This is a genomic window from Streptomyces sp. NPDC001204, from assembly GCF_053598035.1.
On sequence record NZ_JBSFJL010000054.1, the window covers coordinates 1 to 20045 of the forward strand.

The following is a 20045-nucleotide window of genomic DNA, read 5'->3' on the forward strand; positions in this document are numbered from 1 at the left end:
TCAGCCACCGCCACACGATCCGTCACATCACACGCCACGACCGTCGCCCGCGCACCCGACTCCGCCAGCTCAGCCACCAACTCGGCCGCACCCGCAGCCTCACCACCACGACGACTGACCAGAACCAGCTCACACACCCCGTACCCGGCCACCAGATGACGCGCCACAACCGCACCCAGCCCACCGGTACCACCCGTCACCAACACCGCACCCTCCCCACCGAAAGCCGGAACGGCCTCGGTAGTAGGGGCGGGACGACGGACCAGACGGGCCGCACGGAGCTCGTCGTCCTGGAGGCGGAGCTGGGGTTCGTCGCCCAGGAGGGCGGCGAGCGGAAGGGGACGGGTGGTCTCGGAGTCGAGGTCGATCAGGCCGAAGCAGCCCGGATTCTCGGACTGGGCGGAGCGCACCAGGCCCCAGACCGCGGCGGCGGCCGGATCGTGGCCGGTGGTCGCGCCCCGGGTCACGAAGACGAACCTCGTGGCGGAGTGACGCTCGTCCTCCAGGCGCGTCCGCACCAGCTCCAGCACGTGCCGGGTGAGGGCGTGGGTGACGGCCGGAATGTCGGCCGGGGTGTCGGCCCCCGCCTCGTGCTCTTGGGCGGCGACGGGCAGCAGCACCAGTTCGGGCAGCTCGGCGTCGTCCGTGAGGGAGGCGCGTCGGCCGATCTCGGTGCCGGCCGCCCGCAGGCTCTCGACGAGCCCGAAGGGATCCTCGCCGACGATCTCCGCCTTCGGCCCCGCGGTCCCCGCCGGGATGGCCGCGGTCGCGGTGACCGGGGCCCAGTCGAGGCGGAACAGGGAGTCGCGGACGAGTGCCGCGGCGGAGCTGAGCGCCTCCACGGACACGGCGCGCATGGTGAGCGCCTGGACGGCGGCCACGGGGGCGCCGGTGGTGTCGGCGACGGCCAGCGTCAGCGTGCCGTCGGTGTCGCGGCCGAGCCGGACGCGGACGGAGGAGGCGCCGGAGGCGAGCAGCGAGACGCCGTTCCAGGAGAACGGCACGCTGCCGGTCGTGCCGTCACCGGCCGGGGCCGCGAGCCAGGCGGCGTGCAGGCCGGCGTCGAGCAGTGCCGGGTGGAGGCCGAAGCTCTCGGCTTCCTTCTGTGTGCCGTCCGGCAGCGCGATCTCCGCGAACACCTCGTCGCCGCGGCGCCAGGCGGCCCGCAGGCCCTGGAAGGCGGGACCGTAGGCGAAGCCGTCGGCCTCGCGTGCCTCGTAGAAGCCGGTCAGGTCGACGGGCTCGGCGTTCACCGGCGGCCACACCGTGGCGTCGAACGGCGCAGCGGCCGTCGGGAGCCCGGTGGCGAGGACACCGGTGGCGTGCTGGGTCCAGGGGGCGTCGGTGGACTGCTCCGGGCGCGAGTGGACCGTGACGGTACGGCGTCCGGCGGCGTCCGCGACGCCCACCCGCACCTGAGTGCGGACCGCGCCCTGCGCGGAGAGGACCAGCGGGGCGGCCAGGGTCAGTTCCTCGACGTGGTCGCAGCCGACCTCGTCACCGGCGCGGACCGCCATCTCCAGGAGGGCCGTGCCCGGCAGCAGGACGGTGCCGTGGACGGCGTGGTCGGCCAGCCACGGGTGCGAGTGCAGTGACAGGCGCCCGGTGAAGACCAGGTCCTCGCCCTCGGCGAGTTCGACGACCGCGTTGAGCAGCGGGTGGGCTGCCGAGCTGATGCCGACGGAGTTGACGTCCGTGGCATCGCGCTTGGCGGCGGGCCAGAAGGGCCGGTGCTGGAAGGCGTAGGTCGGCAGTTCGAGGGGGCGGGCGCCGGTGAGGGCCAGGAACCCGGCCCAGTCGACGCGGGTGCCGGTGGCGTGCAGCCGCCCGAGGGCGGTCAGGGCCGTGCGCTCCTCGGCCGCGTTCTTGCGCAGCAGCGGGATGGTGACGGTGTCGTCGCCGGTCAGCGACTCCTGGGCCATGGCGGAGAGCACTCCGTCCGGACCCAACTCCAGGAACGCGGTCACCCCTTGCTCCTCGAGCGTGGCCACCCCGTCCGCGAAACGCACCGCCTCGCGAACGTGGCGCACCCAGTACTCGGCCGAGCACAGCTCCTCGGCCGCGGCCAGGGAACCCGTCAGGTTCGACACCACCGGAATCACCGGGGCGGCGTAGGACAGCGTCTCGGCTATCGCCCGGAACTCGTCCAGCATCGGGTCCATCAACGGCGAGTGGAAGGCGTGCGACACCCGCAGCCGGGTGGTCTTGCGGCCCTCCGCCTCGAATCGCGCGGCCAGCTCCAGTACGGCAGCTTCGATGCCCGAGACGACCATGGACGTGGGTCCGTTGACGGCGGCGATCGACACCTCGTCGGTCAGGTACGGGATGACCTCGTCCTCGGTCGCCTGGACGGCGACCATCGCGCCACCGGCCGGGAGCGCCTGCATCAGACGACCACGAGCCGCCACCAGGCGAGCGGCGTCCTCCAGCGAGAACACCCCGGCCACATGTGCGGCAGCGATCTCACCGATGGAGTGACCAGCCACGAAGTCCGGCGTGACTCCGAAGGATTCGACGAGGCGATAGAGGGCGACTTCGACAGCGAACAGCGCGGGCTGGGTCCACCCGGTCTCATTCAGCAGACCGGCGTCCTCACCCCACATCACCTCCCGCAGCGAACCACCCAACTCACCATCCAACAGGGCCAGCACCGCATCCAGGGTCTCGGCGAACACCGGGAACCGGCCATACAACTCACGACCCATACCAAGCCGCTGCGAACCCTGACCCGAGAACAGTGCCGCACGACGGCCCGACGTGGGGCTGCCGGTGGCGACGGAGGGGTGGGGCTCGCCGGACGCGAGGGCGGTCAGGGCGTGGACCGTCTCCTCGTGCTCGATGGCCAGCACCACGCCGCGGTGGGCGAACAGGGAGCGCTGGGTCGAGAGGGAAAGTGCCACGTCGGCGGGGCGCAGTCCGGGCGTCAGACGGACGTGCGTGAGCAGGCGGGCGGCCTGGTCGCGCAGCGCCTCCGGTGACTTGCCGGACAGCACCCACGGCACCACCGCGGGCTCCACCACGTCCGACTCCGGCACCGAAGCGGCAACCACCGTGCCCTGAACCACCCTTGCCGGCTGTTCCAGGATGACGTGGGCGTTCGTACCGCTGATGCCGAAGGAGGAGACACCGGCGCGGCGCGCCCGGTCCGTCTCGGGCCACTCCGTCTGCTCGGTGAGCAGCTCGACGGCACCGGCACTCCAGTCGACGTGCGAGGACGGCTCGGTGATGTTGAGGGTGCGGGGCAGCACACCGTGGCGCATCGCCATGATCATCTTGATGACACCGGCGGCACCGGCAGCGGCCTGTGTGTGGCCCAGGTTGGACTTCACGGAGCCGAGCAGGAGGGGACGGTCCTCCGGGCGGTTCTGGCCGTAGGTGGCGATCAGGGCCTGGGCCTCGATCGGGTCACCCAGCGTCGTACCCGTACCGTGCGCCTCGACGACGTCCACGTCGCCGGTCGAGAGTCCACCGCTGGCGAGAGCTTGGCGAATGACACGCTGCTGGGACGGACCGTTGGGGGCGGTCAGGCCGTTGGAGGCACCGTCCTGGTTGACGGCGGAGCCACGGACCACGGCGAGAACACGGTGGCCGTTGCAGATCGCGTCCGACTGGCGCTCCAGCAGGAGCATGCCGACGCCCTCGGACCAGCCGACACCGTCCGCCGAGTCCGAGAACGCCTTGCACCGGCCGTCGGGCGACAGACCTCGCTGGCGGGAGAACTCGACGAAGGCGGTGGGCGTCGACATCACGGTCACCCCGCCGGCCAGGGCGAGCGAGCACTCGCCCGACCGCAGGGCCTGGGCGGCCCAGTGCAGGGCGACCAGGGAGGACGAGCAGGCGGTATCGACCGTGACGGCCGGACCCTCGAAGCCGAAGGTGTAGGACACACGGCCGGAGGCCACACTGCCCGCACTGCTGCCCTGGAAGCCCTCGAACTCCTCGCCGCTCAACAGGCTGCCGTAGTCGTGGTACATGACGCCGGCGAACACACCGGTCGTGCTGCCGCGCAGGCTCTGCGGGTCGATCCCGGCCCGCTCGATGGCCTCCCAGGAGGTCTCAAGGAGCAGACGCTGCTGCGAGTCGGTGGCCATCGCCTCACGCGGGCTCATGCCGAAGAAGTCGGCGTCGAACTCCGCGGCGTCGTGCAGGAATCCACCGGAGCGGGTGTACGAGGTGCCGGTGTGCTCGGGGTCCGGGTCGTACAGGTTCTCCACGTCCCAGCCGCGGTTGGCCGGGAAGTCGGAGATGGCATCCGTCCCCTCGCTGACCAGGCGCCACAGATCTTCGGGCGAGGCGACCTCGCCCGGGAAGCGGCAGGCCATACCGACGATCACGATCGGATCGTCGTCCGTCGGCGGCAGGAGCCTGACAGGGGTGAGGTCCTCGGTCTCGGCGCCGAACAGCTCGGTGAGCAGGTGGTCGGCGAGCGCGGACAGCGTGGGATGGTCGAAGACCATGGTGGCCGACAGACGCAGACCAGTCGCGGTACGCAGGCGGTTGCGGAGTTCGACCGCGGTGAGGGAGTCGAAGCCGAGGTCACGGAAGGCACGGTCGGCGTCGATGTCGGATCCGGCGGCATGGCCGAGAACCAGGGCAGCGCTCACCCGGACCAGGTCGAGCAGCACCTCGTGGCGCTGCTCGCGGTCGAGCCGGGCGAGTCGCTGGACCAGTCCGGCGTCGGCGCCCTCGACAGCCCTGATCGCGGCGGCGCGGCGCCCGGGGGTACGGACCAACCCGCGCAGAAGAGCCGGGATCTCCGACCGACCCCGGAAGGCGGCAAGGTCCAGACGGCTCGTCACGACAGCAGCCTCACCGGTGGTGAGAGCCGCGTCGAAGAGGGCGAGACCCTGCTCGATCGTGATGAGCGGCATCCCGGACTCGGCAGCCCGGCGCACATCACGCTCATCTAGCCCGGCCGTCATACCCACACCCTGCTGCCAGGGACCCCAAGCGAGGGATGTGGCGGGCAGACCAACAGACTCACGGTGAGCGGCGAGCGCGTCCAGGAAGGTGTTGCCGGCCGCGTAGTTGGCCTGGCCGGCACCACCGAACACACCGGCGACGGACGAGAAGACCACGAACGCGTCCAGGTCCAGGTCCCGCGTCGCCTCATGCAGGTTCCACGCGCCATCCACCTTGGGCCGCAGCACCGTGGCAAGCCGCTCACCGGTCAGCGAGCCGAGCACACCGTCGTCGAGAACACCGGCGGTGTGGACCACCGCCGTGAGCGGGTGCTCCGCCGGGATCTCGGCGACCAGCGCGGCGACCGCGTCCCGGTCGGCTACGTCGCACGCCGCCACCGAGACCTCGGCACCCAGGCCCTCCAGCTCCGCCACCAACTCGGCGGCACCCGCGGCGTCCAGACCGGAACGGCTGGTCAGCAGCAGACGCCGCACCCCACGCTCCGCCACCAGGTGACGAGCCACCAGACCACCCAGACCACCGGTACCACCCGTCACCAGCACCGTCCCCTCCGACGACCAGGCGGTCCCGGCTGCGGGGTCGGCGGTGGCACGCGTCAGGCGGGCGACGAGAGCACGACCAGCGCGCAGCGCGAGCTGCGGCTCATCCAGAGCCAGGGCACGAGCGAGAACCGAGTCAGAGGCACTGTCAACGTCGACCAGCCCGAAGGCACCGGGATTCTCCGTCTGCGCGGAACGGACGAGACCCAGCACAGCAGCGGCGGCAAGGTCGGTCACCGGTGCATCATCAGTGGCGACGGCACCACGAGTAACAAGCACCAGACGAGAGCCGCTGAGCCGGTCCTCCGCCAGCCACTCCTGAAGCAGCGCCAGAGCCGCAGCGGTCCGCGTGTGCACGGAACCCGGCGTGTCATCGACGTCGAAGCCGGCCGTCAGCGGAACCAGCACAGCACCGGGAACAGGCGCATCAGCCGCGAGCAGATCGGCAAGAGTGGCATACCGAACCGCACCAACGCCCACGGCATCGGCGAGCGCCTCCGTGTCCGGGCCCAGCAGGGCAACTCCGGCGGAACCGGTGCCTTCCGGCAGCGGAACCGGAGTCCAGTCGAGGCGGAACAGCGCATCACGCAGGAGTCCGGAATCGTCGGCCAGCTGGTCGGCGTCGACCGGGCGCGCGAGCAACCGGGCGATGGAGACCACGGGCCGACCGGCGGGGTCGACAGCGGTCACGGACATCCCGTTCGCACCCGCCGGGGCGAGGCGGACGCGCAGCGCGTTGGCGCCGGAGGCGTGCAGGCTGACGCCCTCCCACGAGAACGGAAGGCCACCGTCATCGTCGCTCAGCAGCGCGGGGTGCAGGGCGGCGTCGAGCAGCGCGGGATGCACCCCGAAATCGGCCGCGTCCTCGCCGCCCTCCTCGGGCAGCGTGACCTCGGCATACAGCGCCTCACCGGCCCTCCAGGCCGCCGTGAGCCCCTGGAAGAGCGAACCGTAGGCGAAGCCGCGAGCGGCGAAACGCTCGTAGCAGTCCTCGGTGTCGAGGGCCTCCGCACCGGCCGGCGGCCACACGGCAGCGTCGAAGTCGGCGGCCTCGGCGGTGCCACCCGTCACCAGTGTGCCGGTGGCGTGCAGCGTCCAGGCATCGTCGGCAGCGCCCTCGGAGCGCGAGTGCATGGTGACCGTGCGCCGACCACCGTCGTCGGCACCCCCCGCACGGACCTGGAGCAGCACGGCGCCGTCCTGTGACAGCACCAGCGGCGCCGCGAGGGTGAGTTCCTCGACCTGGTCGCAGCCGACCTCGTCACCCGCACGGATCGCGAGGTCAAGGAAAGCGGTGCCCGGCAGCAGGACGGTGCCCATGACCGCGTGGTCGGCGAGCCAGGGATGCGACTGAAGGGAGAGACGACCGGTGAGGAGCGCCCCTGCGCCCTCAGCGAGCTGCACCGAGCCATTGAGCAGCGGGTGTCCGGTGGCGTTGAGCCCGGCGACCGCGGCGCCCCTGTGCGTTGCGCTGGGCCAGTAGCTGGCGTGCTGGAAGGCGTAGGTCGGCAGGTCGACGCGGGTGGCGCCGGTGCCGGCGAAGAATGCGTTCCAGTCGAGCCGCAGGCCCGCCGTGTGCAGGGCGGCGAGGGCGGTCAGGGCAGCGGTCTCCTCGTCGCGGTTCTTACGCAGGACCGGGACGGTGACGGTCTCCTCGCCGGTCAGCGACTCCTGCGCCATCGCGGACAGGATCCCGTCCGGACCCAACTCCAGGAATGCGGTCACCCCTTGCTCTTCGAGCGTGGCCACCCCGTCCGCGAAACGCACCGCCTCGCGAACGTGGCGCACCCAGTACTCGGGCGAGCACAACTCCTCGGCCGTGGCCAGGGAACCCGTCAGGTTCGACACCACCGGAATCACCGGCGCCGCGAACGCCAACTCCTCGACCACCGCACGGAACTCGTCCAGCATCGGGTCCATCAGGGGCGAGTGGAACGCGTGCGATACCCGAAGCGTCGTGGCCTTGCGGCCCTCCGCCTCGAACCGTGCCGCGACCTCCAGTACGGCACCTTCCTCACCCGAAACGACCACCGAGGCAGGCCCGTTGACGGCGGCGATCGACACCTCGTCGGTCAGGTACGGGATGACCTCGTCCTCGGTCGCCTGGACGGCGACCATCGCGCCACCGGTCGGCAGCGCCTGCATCAGACGACCACGAGCCGCCACCAGGCGAGCGGCGTCCTCCAGGGTGACCACCCCGGCCACATGTGCGGCCGCGATCTCACCGATGGAGTGACCAGCCACGAAGTCCGGCCTCACGCCCCACGACTCCACCAGGCGGTAGAGGGCGACTTCGACAGCGAACAAGGCAGGCTGGGTCCATCCGGTCTCATTCAGCAGACCGGCGTCCTCACCCCACATCACCTCCCGCAGGGAACCACCCAACTCACCATCCAACAGGGCCAGCACCGCATCCAGGGTCTCGGCGAACACCGGGAACCGGCCATACAACTCACGACCCATCCCGAGCCGCTGCGAACCCTGACCCGAGAACAGCACCGCACGACGACCCGATCGGGTGCGGCCGGTGACGGCGGCGGACTCCGCCTCGCCGTCGGCGAGGGCGGTCAGGACGCGGAGGGCGTCCTCCCGGCCAGTGGCCAGGACGACGGCGCGGTGGTCGAACGCGGAACGGCTGGTCGCCAGCGAGTAGCCGAGGTCGAGCGGGCGCAGCGCCGTACGCTCGCGGACCGTGTCGAGCAGGCGGGCGGCCTGGTCGCGCAGCGCGTCGGGCGACTTGCCGGAGAGGACCAGCGGGACGACGGCGGGTTCGGCGCCGTCCGCGCCGGTCGTTTCCGGTGCCGGTGCGGCGACCGGCTGCTCAAGGATGACGTGGGCGTTCGTACCGCTGATGCCGAAGGAGGAGACACCGGCGCGGCGCGCCCGGTCCGTCTCGGGCCACTCCGTCTGCTCGGTGAGCAGCTCGACCGTGCCTTCGGTCCAGTCGACGTGGGACGACGGGGCGTCCACGTGCAGGGTGCGCGGCAGCACGCCATGACGCATCGCCATGACCATCTTGATGACACCGGCGACACCGGCCGCGGCCTGAGTGTGTCCGATGTTGGACTTCAGCGAGCCGAGCCACAGGGGCTGCTCGTCGGTGCGGTTCTGGCCGTAGGTGGCGATCAGGGCCTGGGCCTCGATCGGGTCACCCAGCGTCGTACCCGTGCCGTGCGCCTCGACGACGTCCACGTCGCCGGTCGAGAGTCCACCGCTGGCGAGAGCTTGGCGGATGACGCGCTGCTGGGACGGGCCGTTGGGGGCCGTGAGGCCGTTGGAGGCTCCGTCCTGGTTGACGGCGGAGCCGCGCAGCACCGCGAGGATCTCGTGACCGTTGCGGATCGCGTCCGACTGGCGCTCCAGCAGGAGCATGCCCACGCCCTCGGACCAGCCGACACCGTCCGCCGACTCGGCGAACGCCTTGGAACGGCCGTCGGGAGCGAGACCCCGCTGGCGGGAGAACTCGATGAACGTGCTGGGCGTCGACATCACGGTCACGCCGCCGGCCAGGGCGAGCGAGCACTCACCTGACCGCAGTGCCTGGGCGGCCCAGTGCAGGGCGACCAGAGAGGACGAGCAGGCGGTGTCGACGGTGACCGCAGGCCCCTCGAAGCCGAAGGTGTACGAGACACGCCCGGAGGCCACGCTGCCCGCGCTGCCCTGGCCCTGGAAGCCCTCGAACTCCTTGCCGCCCAGCAGGCTGCCGTAGTCGTGGTACATGACGCCGGCGAAGACGCCGGTGCGGCTGTCACGGAGGCTGAGCGGGTCGATCCCGGCCCGCTCGATGGCCTCCCAGGAGGTCTCAAGGAGCAGACGCTGCTGCGAGTCGGTGGCCATCGCCTCACGCGGGCTCATGCCGAAGAAGTCGGGGTCGAAGTCGCCCGCGTCGTGCAGGAATCCACCGGAGCGGGTGTACGAGGTGCCGGTGTGCTCGGGGTCCGGGTGGTACAGGTTCTCCACGTCCCAGCCGCGGTTGGCCGGGAAGTCGGAGATGGCATCCGTCCCCTCGCTGACCAGGCGCCACAAGTCCTCGGGTGAGGCGACGTCACCGGGGAAGCGGCAGGCCATGCCGACGATCACGATCGGATCGTCGTCCGTCGGCGGCAGGAGCCTGACAGGGGTGAGGTCCTCGGTCTCGGCGCCGAACAGCTCGGTGAGCAGGTGGTCGGCGAGCGCGGACAGCGTGGGATGGTCGAAGACCATGGTGGCCGACAGGCGCAGACCAGTCGCGGTACGCAGGCGGTTGCGGAGTTCGACCGCGGTGAGGGAGTCGAAGCCGAGGTCACGGAAGGCACGGTCGGCGTCGATGTCGGATCCGGCGGCATGGCCGAGAACCAGGGCAGCGCTCACCCGGACCAGGTCGAGCAGCACCTCGTGGCGCTGCTCGCGGTCGAGCCGGGCGAGTCGCTGGACCAGTCCGGCGTCGGCGCCCTCGACAGCCCCGGTCGCGGCGGCGCGGCGCCCGGGGGTACGGACCAACCCGCGCAGAAGAGCCGGGATCTCCGACCGACCCCGGAAGGCGGCGAGGTCCAGACGGCTCGTCACGACAGCAGCCTCACCGGTGGTGAGAGCCGCGTCGAAGAGGGCGAGACCCTGCTCGACCGTAATAAGCGGCATCCCGGACTCGGAAGCCCGGCGCACATCACGCTCATCTAGCCCGGCCGTCATACCCACACCCTGCTGCCAGGGACCCCAAGCCAGCGAGATTGCGGGCAGACCAACAGACTCACGGTGAGCGGCGAGCGCGTCCAAGAAGGTGTTGCCAGCAGCGTAGTTGGCCTGGCCGGCACCACCGAACACACCGGCGACGGACGAGAAGACCACGAACGCGTCCAGGTCCAGGTCCCGCGTCGCCTCATGCAGGTTCCACGCGCCATCCACCTTGGGCCGCAGCACCGTGGCAAGCCGCTCACCGGTCAGCGAGCCAAGCACACCGTCGTCGAGAACACCAGCGGTGTGGACCACAGCGGTGAGCGGATGCTCCGCGACCAGCGCGGCCACCGCATCCCGGTCGGCGACATCACACGCCGCCACCGAAACCTCGGCACCCAGGCCCTCCAGCTCCGCCACCAACTCGGCGGCACCCGCGGCGTCCAGACCGGAACGGCTGGTCAGCAGCAGACGCCGCACCCCACGCTCCGCGACCAGGTGACGAGCCACCAGACCACCCAGACCACCGGTACCACCCGTCACCAGCACCGTCCCCTCCGACGACCAGGCGGTCCCGGCTGCGGAGTCGGCGGTGGCGCGGGTCAGGCGGGCGACGAGAGCACGGCCGCCGCGCAGCGCGAGCTGCGGCTCGTCCAGGGCGAGGGCACGGGCGACGACGGAGTCGGAGGCACCGTCGGCGTCCAGGTCGACCAGCCCGAAGGCACCCGGGTTCTCGGTCTGGGCCGAACGGACCAGGCCCAGCAGGGCGGACGCGGCGAGGTCGGTAGCCGGGGCGTCGTCGGTGGCGACGGCACCGCGGGTGACGAGGACCAGACGAGAGCCGCTGAACCGGTCCTCCGCCAGCCACTCCTGAAGGAGGGTCAGGGCGGCGGCGGTACGGGTGTGCACGGCGCCCGGCGTGTCATCGGGGTCGGAACCGGCCGTCAGCGGGACCAGTACGGCACCGGGAACCGGCGCGTCGGCCGCGAGCAGCTCGGCGAGGGTCGCATACCGGACGGCGCCGTCGCCGAGGGCTTCGGCCAGGTCGTCGGTGTCCGGGCCAAGCAGGGCGAGGCTCTCGGAGGCCGTGCCGTCGGGCAGCGGGACCGGGGTCCAGTCGAGGCGGAAGAGCGCATCACGCAGCTGTCCAGCGTCGCTGGACAACTGGTCGGCGTCGACAGGGCGCGCGAGCAACCGGGCGATGGAGACCACGGGCCGACCGGCCGGGTCGGCGGCGGTGACGGACAGCGCGTTCGGCCCCGCCGGGGCGAGCCGGACGCGCAGCGCGGTGGCGCCGGAGGCGTGCAGGCTGACGCCCTCCCACGAGAACGGAAGACCACCGTCGTCATCGGTGAGCAACGCCGGGTGCAGGGCAGCGTCGAGCAGTGCGGGATGCACAGCGAAACCGGCCGCGTCCTCGCCGCCCTCCTCGGGCAACATGACCTCCGCATACAGCACCTCACCCGCGCTCCAAGCAGCAGTGAGGCCCTGGAAGAGCGGACCGTAGCCGAAGCCGCGGGCGGCGAAGCGCTCGTAGCAGCCTTCGGTGTCGAGGGCCTGGGCGCCGGCCGGCGGCCACACCGTGGTGTCGAGGGCGGTGCCGGTGTCGGCGATGTCGGACAGAGTGCCCGAGGCATGCAGCGTCCAGACACCGTCGGTGGCGTCCTCCGGACGGGCGTGCACCGTAATGGCGCGCCGACCACCATCATCAGCGCTGCCCACACGAATCTGGATCAGCACGGCGCCGTCCTGCGGAAGCACCAGCGGCGCCGCGAGGGTGAGTTCCTCGACCCGTTCGCAGCCGACCTCGTCACCCGCACGGATCGCGAGGTCGACAAAGGCGGTGCCGGGTAGCAGGACGGTGCCCGTCACGGCGTGGTCGGCCAGCCACGGGTGAGACTGGAGTGACAGACGACCCGTGAGCAACACGCCCTCCCCGCCGGGGAGTTCCACGGCGGCGCCGAGCAGGGGGTGGGAGGCGGAGCCGAGTCCGGCGGCGCGCATGTCGTGCGGGTGCGCCGCTGGGGCCGCGGGCCAGAACCAGCGGTGCTGGAAGGCGTAGGTCGGCAGGTCGACGCGGGCGGCTCCGCCGTCGGTGAACGCGGATGCCCAGTCGGCGTCGATGCCGAGGACGTGCAGTCGGCACAGGGCGGTGACGAGGGCCTGCTCCTCGTCCCGGTCCCTGCGCAGCAGCGGCACGGTGACGGCGTCCTCGGTGGCGGACTGCTGTGCCATGACGGACAGCACACCGTCGGGGCCGAGTTCGACGAAGGTGGTGACGCCGTGCTCGCCGAGGGTGCCGACGCAGTCGGCGAACCGTACGGCCTCGCGGACGTGACGCACCCAGTAGTCCGCCGAGCACAGCTCCTCGGGTGTGGCGAGAGCGCCGGTCAGGTTCGACACCACCGGAATCACCGGCGCCGCGAACGCCAACTCCTCGACCACGGCCCGGAACTCGTCGAGCATCGGGGTCATCAGCGGCGAGTGGAAGGCGTGGCTGACCCGCAGCCGGCTGGTGCGCCGTCCCTGCTCGGTGAAGTGCCCGGCGACCGCGAGGGCGGCGGCCTCGGTGCCGGACACGACCACGGACGATGGTCCGTTGACGGCGGCGATGGAGACGTCGTCGGTGAGGAGCGGGAGGACCTCGTCCTCGGTGGCCTCGACGGCGATCATGGCGCCGCCCTCGGGCAGCGCCTGCATGAGGGCCGCACGGGCGGCGACGAGACGGCAGGCGTCCTCCAGGGTGAGCACACCGGCGACGTGCGCGGCGGCTATCTCGCCGATGGAGTGGCCGGCCACGAAGTCAGGCCTCACACCCCAGGACTCCACCAGCCGGTAGAGGGCCACCTCGACGGCGAACAGCGCGGGCTGGGTCCACCCGGTCTCGTTCAGCAGACCGGCGTCCTCACCCCACATCACCTCCCGCAGCGAACCCTCCAACTCGCCGTCCAGGACGGCGAGTACGGCGTCCAGGGCCTCGGCGAACACGGGGACCCTGCCGTACAGCTCCCGGCCCATGCCGAGGCGCTGGGAGCCCTGTCCGGAGAACAGGAACGCGGTGCGGCCGCCGCGGGCGGTGCCGGTCAGCAGCGCGCTGTCGTCGGTCCCGGCGGCGAGGGCCGCGAGGGCGCGGAGCGCCTCGGTGCGGTCGGCGCCGAGGACGGCGGCGCGGTGGTCGAAGACGGAGCGGCTGGTGAGCAGGGAGTACGCGATGTCGGCCGACCGGGTCTCGGGGTGCGCCTCGACATGGGCGAGCAGCCGGGCGGCCTGGTCGCGCAGGGCCTCGGGGGTCTTCGCGGACAGCGGCCAGGGGGCGACAGGGAGTTCCTCGGAGGGGCCGCGCGGGGCGGCCGGGGGCGCGGTGGCGGCCGGCTGCTCGATGATGACGTGGGCGTTGGTGCCGCTGATGCCGAAGGAGGAGACACCGGCGCGGCGCACCCGGTCCGTCTCGGGCCACTCCGTCTGCTCGGTGAGCAGTTCGACGGCGCCGGCGTCCCAGTCGACGTGTGAGGACGGGGCGTCCACGTGCAGGGTCCGCGGGAGCACACCGTGCCGCATCGCCATGATCATCTTGATGACGCCGGCGACGCCCGCGGCGGCCTGGGTGTGGCCGATGTTGGACTTCACGGAGCCGAGCCACAGAGGCCGCTCGGGGTCACGGTCACGGCCGTAGGTGGCGATGAGCGCCTGGGCCTCGATCGGGTCGCCCAGCGTCGTACCCGTGCCGTGCGCCTCCACCACGTCCACGTCACCGGTCGACAGTCCACCGTTGGCGAGGGCCTGGCGGATGACGCGCTGCTGGGACGGGCCGTTGGGGGCGGTCAGGCCGTTGGAGGCGCCGTCCTGGTTGACGGCGGAGCCGCGCAGCACGGCGAGGATCTCGTGGCCGTTGCGGATCGCGTCGGACCGGCGCTCCAGGACGAGCATGCCGACGCCCTCGGACCAGGCGACGCCGTCGGCGGCCTCGGCGAACGCCTTTGAGCGGCCGTCGGCGGCCAGGCCCCGCTGGCGGGAGAAGTCGACGAAGGTGCTGGGCGTCGACATGACGGTGACGCCGCCGGCCAGGGCGAGCGTGCACTCCCCCGCGCGCAGGGCCTGGGCGGCGAGGTGCATGCCGACGAGGGAGGAGGAGCAGGCGGTGTCGACGGTGACGGCGGGGCCCTCCAGGCCCAGGGTGTACGAGACGCGGCCGGAGGCGACGCTGGGGGCGCTGCCGTTGCCGCGGAAGGCCTCGTACTCGTCGCCGGTGAGGATGGTGCCGTAGTCGTTGTACATGACGCCGGCGAAGACGCCGGTGCGGCTGCCGCGCAGGCTGAGCGGGTCGATGCCGGCCCGCTCGACGGCCTCCCAGGACAGTTCGAGCAGCAGGCGCTGCTGGGAGTCGGTGGAGAGTGCCTCGCGCGGGCTCATGCCGAAGAAGTCGGCGTCGAAGGAGCCGGCGTCGTGGAGGAACCCGCCGGCGCGCACATAGGTGTGTCCGGGGCGGTCGGGGTCCGGGTCGTAGAGGTTGTCGAGGTCCCAGCCGCGGTTGACGGGGAACGGGCCGGTGGCGTCGGCACCCTCGGTGACCAGGCGCCACAGGTCCTCGGGCGAGGTGACGCCGCCCGGGTAGCGGCAGGCCATGCCCACGATGACGATCGGGTCGTCGGTGGTGGCCGGGAGGGCGCCGGCGGGGCTGGGCAGGGGTGTGTCGTCGGCGGTGCCGAGGAGTTCGTCGCTCAGGTGGTCGGCGAGCGCGTTCGGCGTCGGGTAGTCGAACACCATGGTCGCGGGCAGCCGCAGACCGGTGGCGGCGTTGAGGCCGTTGCGCAGTTCGACCGCGGTCAGCGAGTCGAAGCCGAGGTCCTGGAACTGGCGGGCGGCCTCCACCTGGTCGGCGTCGGCGTGGCCGAGGACCTGGGCGATCTGGGTGCGGACCAGGGCGAGGAGGGTCTCGCGGCGGGCGGCGGCGTCCAGGCCGGCCAGCCGCTGGGCGAGGCTGTCGGCGGTCACCGACACCTGGGCGGCGGCGCGGCGCACGGTGGTGCGGATCAGACCGCGCAGCAGCGGCGCGACCTCGCCCTGGGTGCGCAGCACGGCCAGGTCGAGGCGGACCGGCAGGAGGGCGGGCCCGCCGGTGGCGAGGGCCGCGTCGAAGAGGGCGACGCCCTGCTCGACGGTGAGCGGCGGCATGCCGGAGCGGGCGATGCGCTCGACGTCGATGTCGGACAGGGTGCCGGTCATGCCGACGCTCTGGGTCCAGGGGCCCCAGGCGAGGGAGGTGGCGGTCAGGCCGAGGGCCTTGCGGTGGGCGGCGAGGGCGTCCAGGAAGGCGTTGCCGGCCGCGTAGTTGCCCTGTCCGGGGCTGCCGAGGGTGGCGGCGACGGACGAGAAGAGCACGAACGCGTCGAGGTCCAGGTCCCGGGTGAGCTCGTGCAGGTGCCAGGCGGCGTCGGCCTTGGGCCGCAGCACGGTGTCGAGGCGCTCGGGGGTGAGGGAGCCGATGACGCCGTCGTCGACCACGCCGGCGGTGTGCACGACGGCGCTCAGCGGGTGCGCGGCGGGCACCCGGGCGAGGAGGGCGGTGAGCGCCTCCCGGTCGGTGACGTCGCACGCGGCGATGTCGACGGAGGCGCCGAGTGCGGTGAGTTCGCCGGCGAGGGCGCGGGCGCCGTCGGCGGCCGGGCCGCGGCGGCTGGCGAGCAGCAGGTGGCGGACGCCGTGTTCGGTGACGAGGTGGCGGGCGAGGACGCCGCCGAGTCCGCCGGTGCCGCCGGTGATCAGGACGGTGCCGTCCGGGTTCCAGTCGGCGGGGGTGCCGGGCGCGGGCACCCGGGCCAGCCGGGCGGTGAGGACGTCGGAGCCGCGTACGGCGAGGTCGGGTTCGTCGTACGCGGCGGTCAGGGCCGTCACCAGGGCCGCGGGGTCGGCGGGGGTGTCGGTGGCGAGGTCGAGGAGGGCGAAGCGGCCGGGGTTCTCGGTGCGGGCGGTGCGGATCAGACCGGCGGCCGCGGCGGCCGCGAGGTCGCCGCCCTCGGTGGCGTCGTGGGTGACGAGGACGAGCCGGGCGTCGGCGAACCGGTCCTCCGTCAGCCAGTGCTGGGCCAGGCCGAGTACGGCGGCGGCGGTGGTGTGGGCGGCGTCGGCGGCCGGGGTGACCTGCTCGCCGGGCAGGGCGGTGAGCACGGTCGCGGGCACCGGGGCGGTGTCCGCGGCCAGTGCGGCCAGGTCGGGGTGGGTGGTGACGTGGACGCCGGTGGCGCGCAGCGCGTCGGCGAGGCCGGCCGGGTCGGCGCCGACGAGGGCGACGGTCTCCGGGGGCTGCCCGGGCAGGCTCCGCAGCGGGGTCCACTCGACGTGGAAGAGGGAGTCGCGGTGGACGGCCCCGGAGGTGCCGGGGGTGTCCTTGGGGACGGCGCGGGAGACCAGGGAGTCCACGGACAGGACGGTGCCGCCCGCGGTGTCGTACACGGCGATGGAGACGGTGTCCTCGCCCGCGGAGGTGATCCGGGCGCGGACGGTGGTGGCGCCGGACGCGGCGAGGTGCACGCCCTGCCAGGCGAACGGCAGCCCGCCCTGGCTGATGGCGCCGAGGTCGGTGTAGGCGGCGGAGTGCTGGGCGGCGTCCAGGAGCGCGGGGTGCAGGCCGAAGTCGGCGGGGTCGGTGCCGGCGTTCTCGGGGACGGCGACCTCGGCGAACACGTCGGTGCCGCGGCGCCAGGCGGCGCGCAGGCCCCGGAAGGCGGGCCCGTAGTCGAAGCCGAGGCCGGCCAGGCGCTCGTAGCAGCCGTCGAGGTCGACCTGTTCGGCGCCTTCGGGCGGCCAGACGGTGGCGTCGAAGGCGGCGTCGGGGGCGCCGGCCCCGGTGGTGAGGACACCGGTGGCGTGCTGCGACCAGGGCAGGTCGAAGCCGTCCTCGACCCGGGAGAAGATGCCGAGCGGGCGGCGGCCCGCGGGGTCGGGGGCGCCCACCCGGACCTGGAGCTGGACGGCGCCGCGTTCGGGGAGCACCAGCGGGGCGGCGAGGGCGAGTTCCTCGACGCGGTCGCAGCCGGCCTCGTCGCCCGCGCGGATGGCGAGTTCGACGAAGGCGGTGCCGGGCAGCAGTGCGCGGCCCTGGACGGCGTGATCGGCGAGCCAGGGGTGGGAGTGGACGGAGAGCCTGCTCGTGAACAGGAACCCTTCGTCGTCGGCGAGTTCGACGGCCGCGCCGAGCAGCGGGTGGTCGGCGGAGCCGAGTCCGGCGGCGGTGACGTCCTGGGTGGAGCGGCCCGCGGCCGGCCAGAACCGCTGGTTCTGGAAGGGGTAGGTGGGCAGGTCGGCACGCAGGGCGCCGGTGGTGTCGAAGAGGCGGGCCCAGCGGACGGTGAGGCCGCGGACGTGCACCCGGGCGAGTCCGGTGAGGGCGGACTCCTCCTCGGGGCGGTCCTTGCGCAGCAGCGGGACGGCGGTGGTGCCCTCGGGCAGCGACTCCTGCGCCATCGCGGACAGCACGCCGTCGGGGCCGACTTCGAGGATGGTGGTGACGCCGCGGGCGGCGAGGGTGGTGACGCCGTCGGCGAAGCGGACGGCCTCGCGGACGTGGCGGACCCAGTAGTCGGCGGTACACAGGTCGGCGGGGTCGGCGACGGCGCCGGTCAGGTTGGAGACGACCGGGATGCGCGGCTCGTGGTAGGCGAGGCCCTGGGCGACGCGGCGGAACTCCTCCAGCATCGGTTCCATGAGCGGCGAGTGGAACGCATGGCTGACCCGCAGGCGGGTGGCTTTGCGGTCCTGAGCCTCGAAGTGGGCGGCGATCGCGGCGACTTCGTGCTCGTCACCGGCGACGACCACCGACGACGGCCCGTTGACCGCGGCGATCGAGACCCGCTCCGTCAGGTGCGGAAGCACCTCCTCCTCCGTCGCGCGCACCGCGAGCATCGCACCGCCCCGCGGCAGCTTCTGCATCAGGCGGGCGCGGGCGGCGACCAGTTGGCAGGCGTCCTCCAGCGACAGCACCCCGGCGACATGCGCCGCGGCGATCTCACCGATGGAGTGGCCACCGACGTAGTCGGGGGTGACGCCCAGGGAGGAGACGAGGCGGTAGAGGGCCACCTCGACGGCGAACAGCGCGGGCTGGGTCCAGCCGGTCTCGCTCAGGAGGCCGGCGTCGGAGCCCCAGACGACCTCGCGCAACGGGCGGCCGGTGTGGCGGTCGAGGAGGGCGGCGATCTCGTCGAAGGCCTCGGCGAACACCGGGAAGCGGGCGTGCAGTTCGCGGCCCATGCCGAGGCGCTGGGAGCCCTGTCCCGAGAACAGGACGGCCGAGGCGCCGTCGTCGACCGAGCCGTGGGCGATCTCGGCGGCGCCCGAGGCGTCGCTGCCGGCGCAGAGCAGGACGGCGCGGTGCTCGAAGGTGGCGCGCCCGTCGGCGAGCGCGAAGCCGATGTCGAGCGGGTCGGCGCCCGGGTGGCCCGCGAGGTGAGCGGCGAGGCGCTCGCGCTGGGCGTCGAGGGCGGCGGCGGTACGGCCGGACAGGGTCCACGGGACGAGCGCGGGGCGGACGGCGGGGTCCGGGGCGGGGCGCTCGGGCGCGGCGGGGGCCTGTTCGAGGATGAGGTGGGCGTTGGTGCCGCTGATGCCGAAGGAGGAGACACCGGCCCGGCGGGCGCGGCCGGTCTCGGGCCAGTCGACGGCGCGGTCGAGGAGTTCGACCGAGCCGGCGGTCCAGTCGACGTTGCTGGTCGGCCGGTCGGAGTGGAGGCTTCGCGGCAGGACGCCGTGCTGGATCGCCATGATCATCTTGATCACGCCTGCGGCGCCGGAGGCGGCCTGGGCATGACCGATGTTCGACTTGACGGAGCCGAGCCACAGGGGCCGTTCGCGGTCCTGGCCGTAGGTGGCGAGCAGCGCCTGGGCCTCGATGGGGTCGCCGAGGGTGGTGCCGGTGCCGTGCGCCTCGACCGCGTCGACGTCCGCGGCGGTCAGGTGCGCGCTGTCCAGGGCGGCGCGGATGACGCGCTGCTGGGACGGGCCGTTGGGGGCGGTGAGGCCGTTGGAGGCGCCGTCCTGGTTGATGGCGGAGCCGCGCAGCACGGCGAGGACCGTGCGGCCCTCGCGCTGGGCGTCGGACAGCCGCATCAGGACGAACAGGCCGGCGCCCTCGGCCCAGCCGGTGCCGTCGGCGTCGTCGGAGAACGGCTTGCAGCGGCCGTCGGCGGCCAGTCCGCTCTGCGAGGTGAACGCGACGAACGGGTGGGGCGTCGCCATGACGGACGCGCCGCCCGCCAGAGCGATGGAGCATTCGCCGCCCCTCAGTGCCTGCACGGCCAGGTGCAGGGAGACCAGCGACGAGGAACAGCCGGTGTCGACGGTGACCGCCGGGCCCTCGGCGCCCAGGAAGTAGGAGAGCCGGCCGGAGATCACGCTGGCGGCGTGACCGGTGGTGGAGTACACCTCGGCGTCCTCGTCGGACGCCTTGATGACCTCCGCGTAGTCCTGGCCCGTGGTGCCCATGAACACGCCCGTGCGGCTGCCGCGCAGCGTGGAGGGGTCGATGCCGGCCCGCTCCAGGGCCTCCCAGGCGATCTCCAGGAGGATACGCTGCTGCGGGTCCATCGCTACGGCCTCGCGGGGCGAGATGCCGAAGAACCCGGGGTCGAAGCCGGCGGCGTCCCACAGGAAGCCGCCGACCTGGGCGAGGCTGCTGCCCTCGCCGCCGCCCGCCAGCCGGTCCAGGTCCCAGCCGCGGTCGGTCGGGAACGGGCCGATGACGTCGCGGCCCTGGGCGACGAGCTCCCACAGGTCCTCGGGGGAGGCGACGCCGCCGGGGAAGCGGCAGCCGATGCCGACGACGGCGATCGGCTCCGCCGCCGAGGCGACCAGCTGCTCGTTCTGCTTGCGCAGCCGCTCGATCTCCTTCAGGGACGACCGCAGCGCCTCGACGTATTTGTTGGGGGACGTGCTCATCGTGTT

The 20045-nt window shown here is 72.9% G+C and carries 1 protein-coding gene; it reads right to left on the bottom strand.

The features are described 5' to 3' along the window. On the bottom strand, positions 1-20039 hold a 20039-nt coding region (locus ACWC91_RS39620), incomplete at its 3' end, for an SDR family NAD(P)-dependent oxidoreductase (protein WP_450726273.1). Positions 20040-20045: the final 6 nt, after the last annotated feature.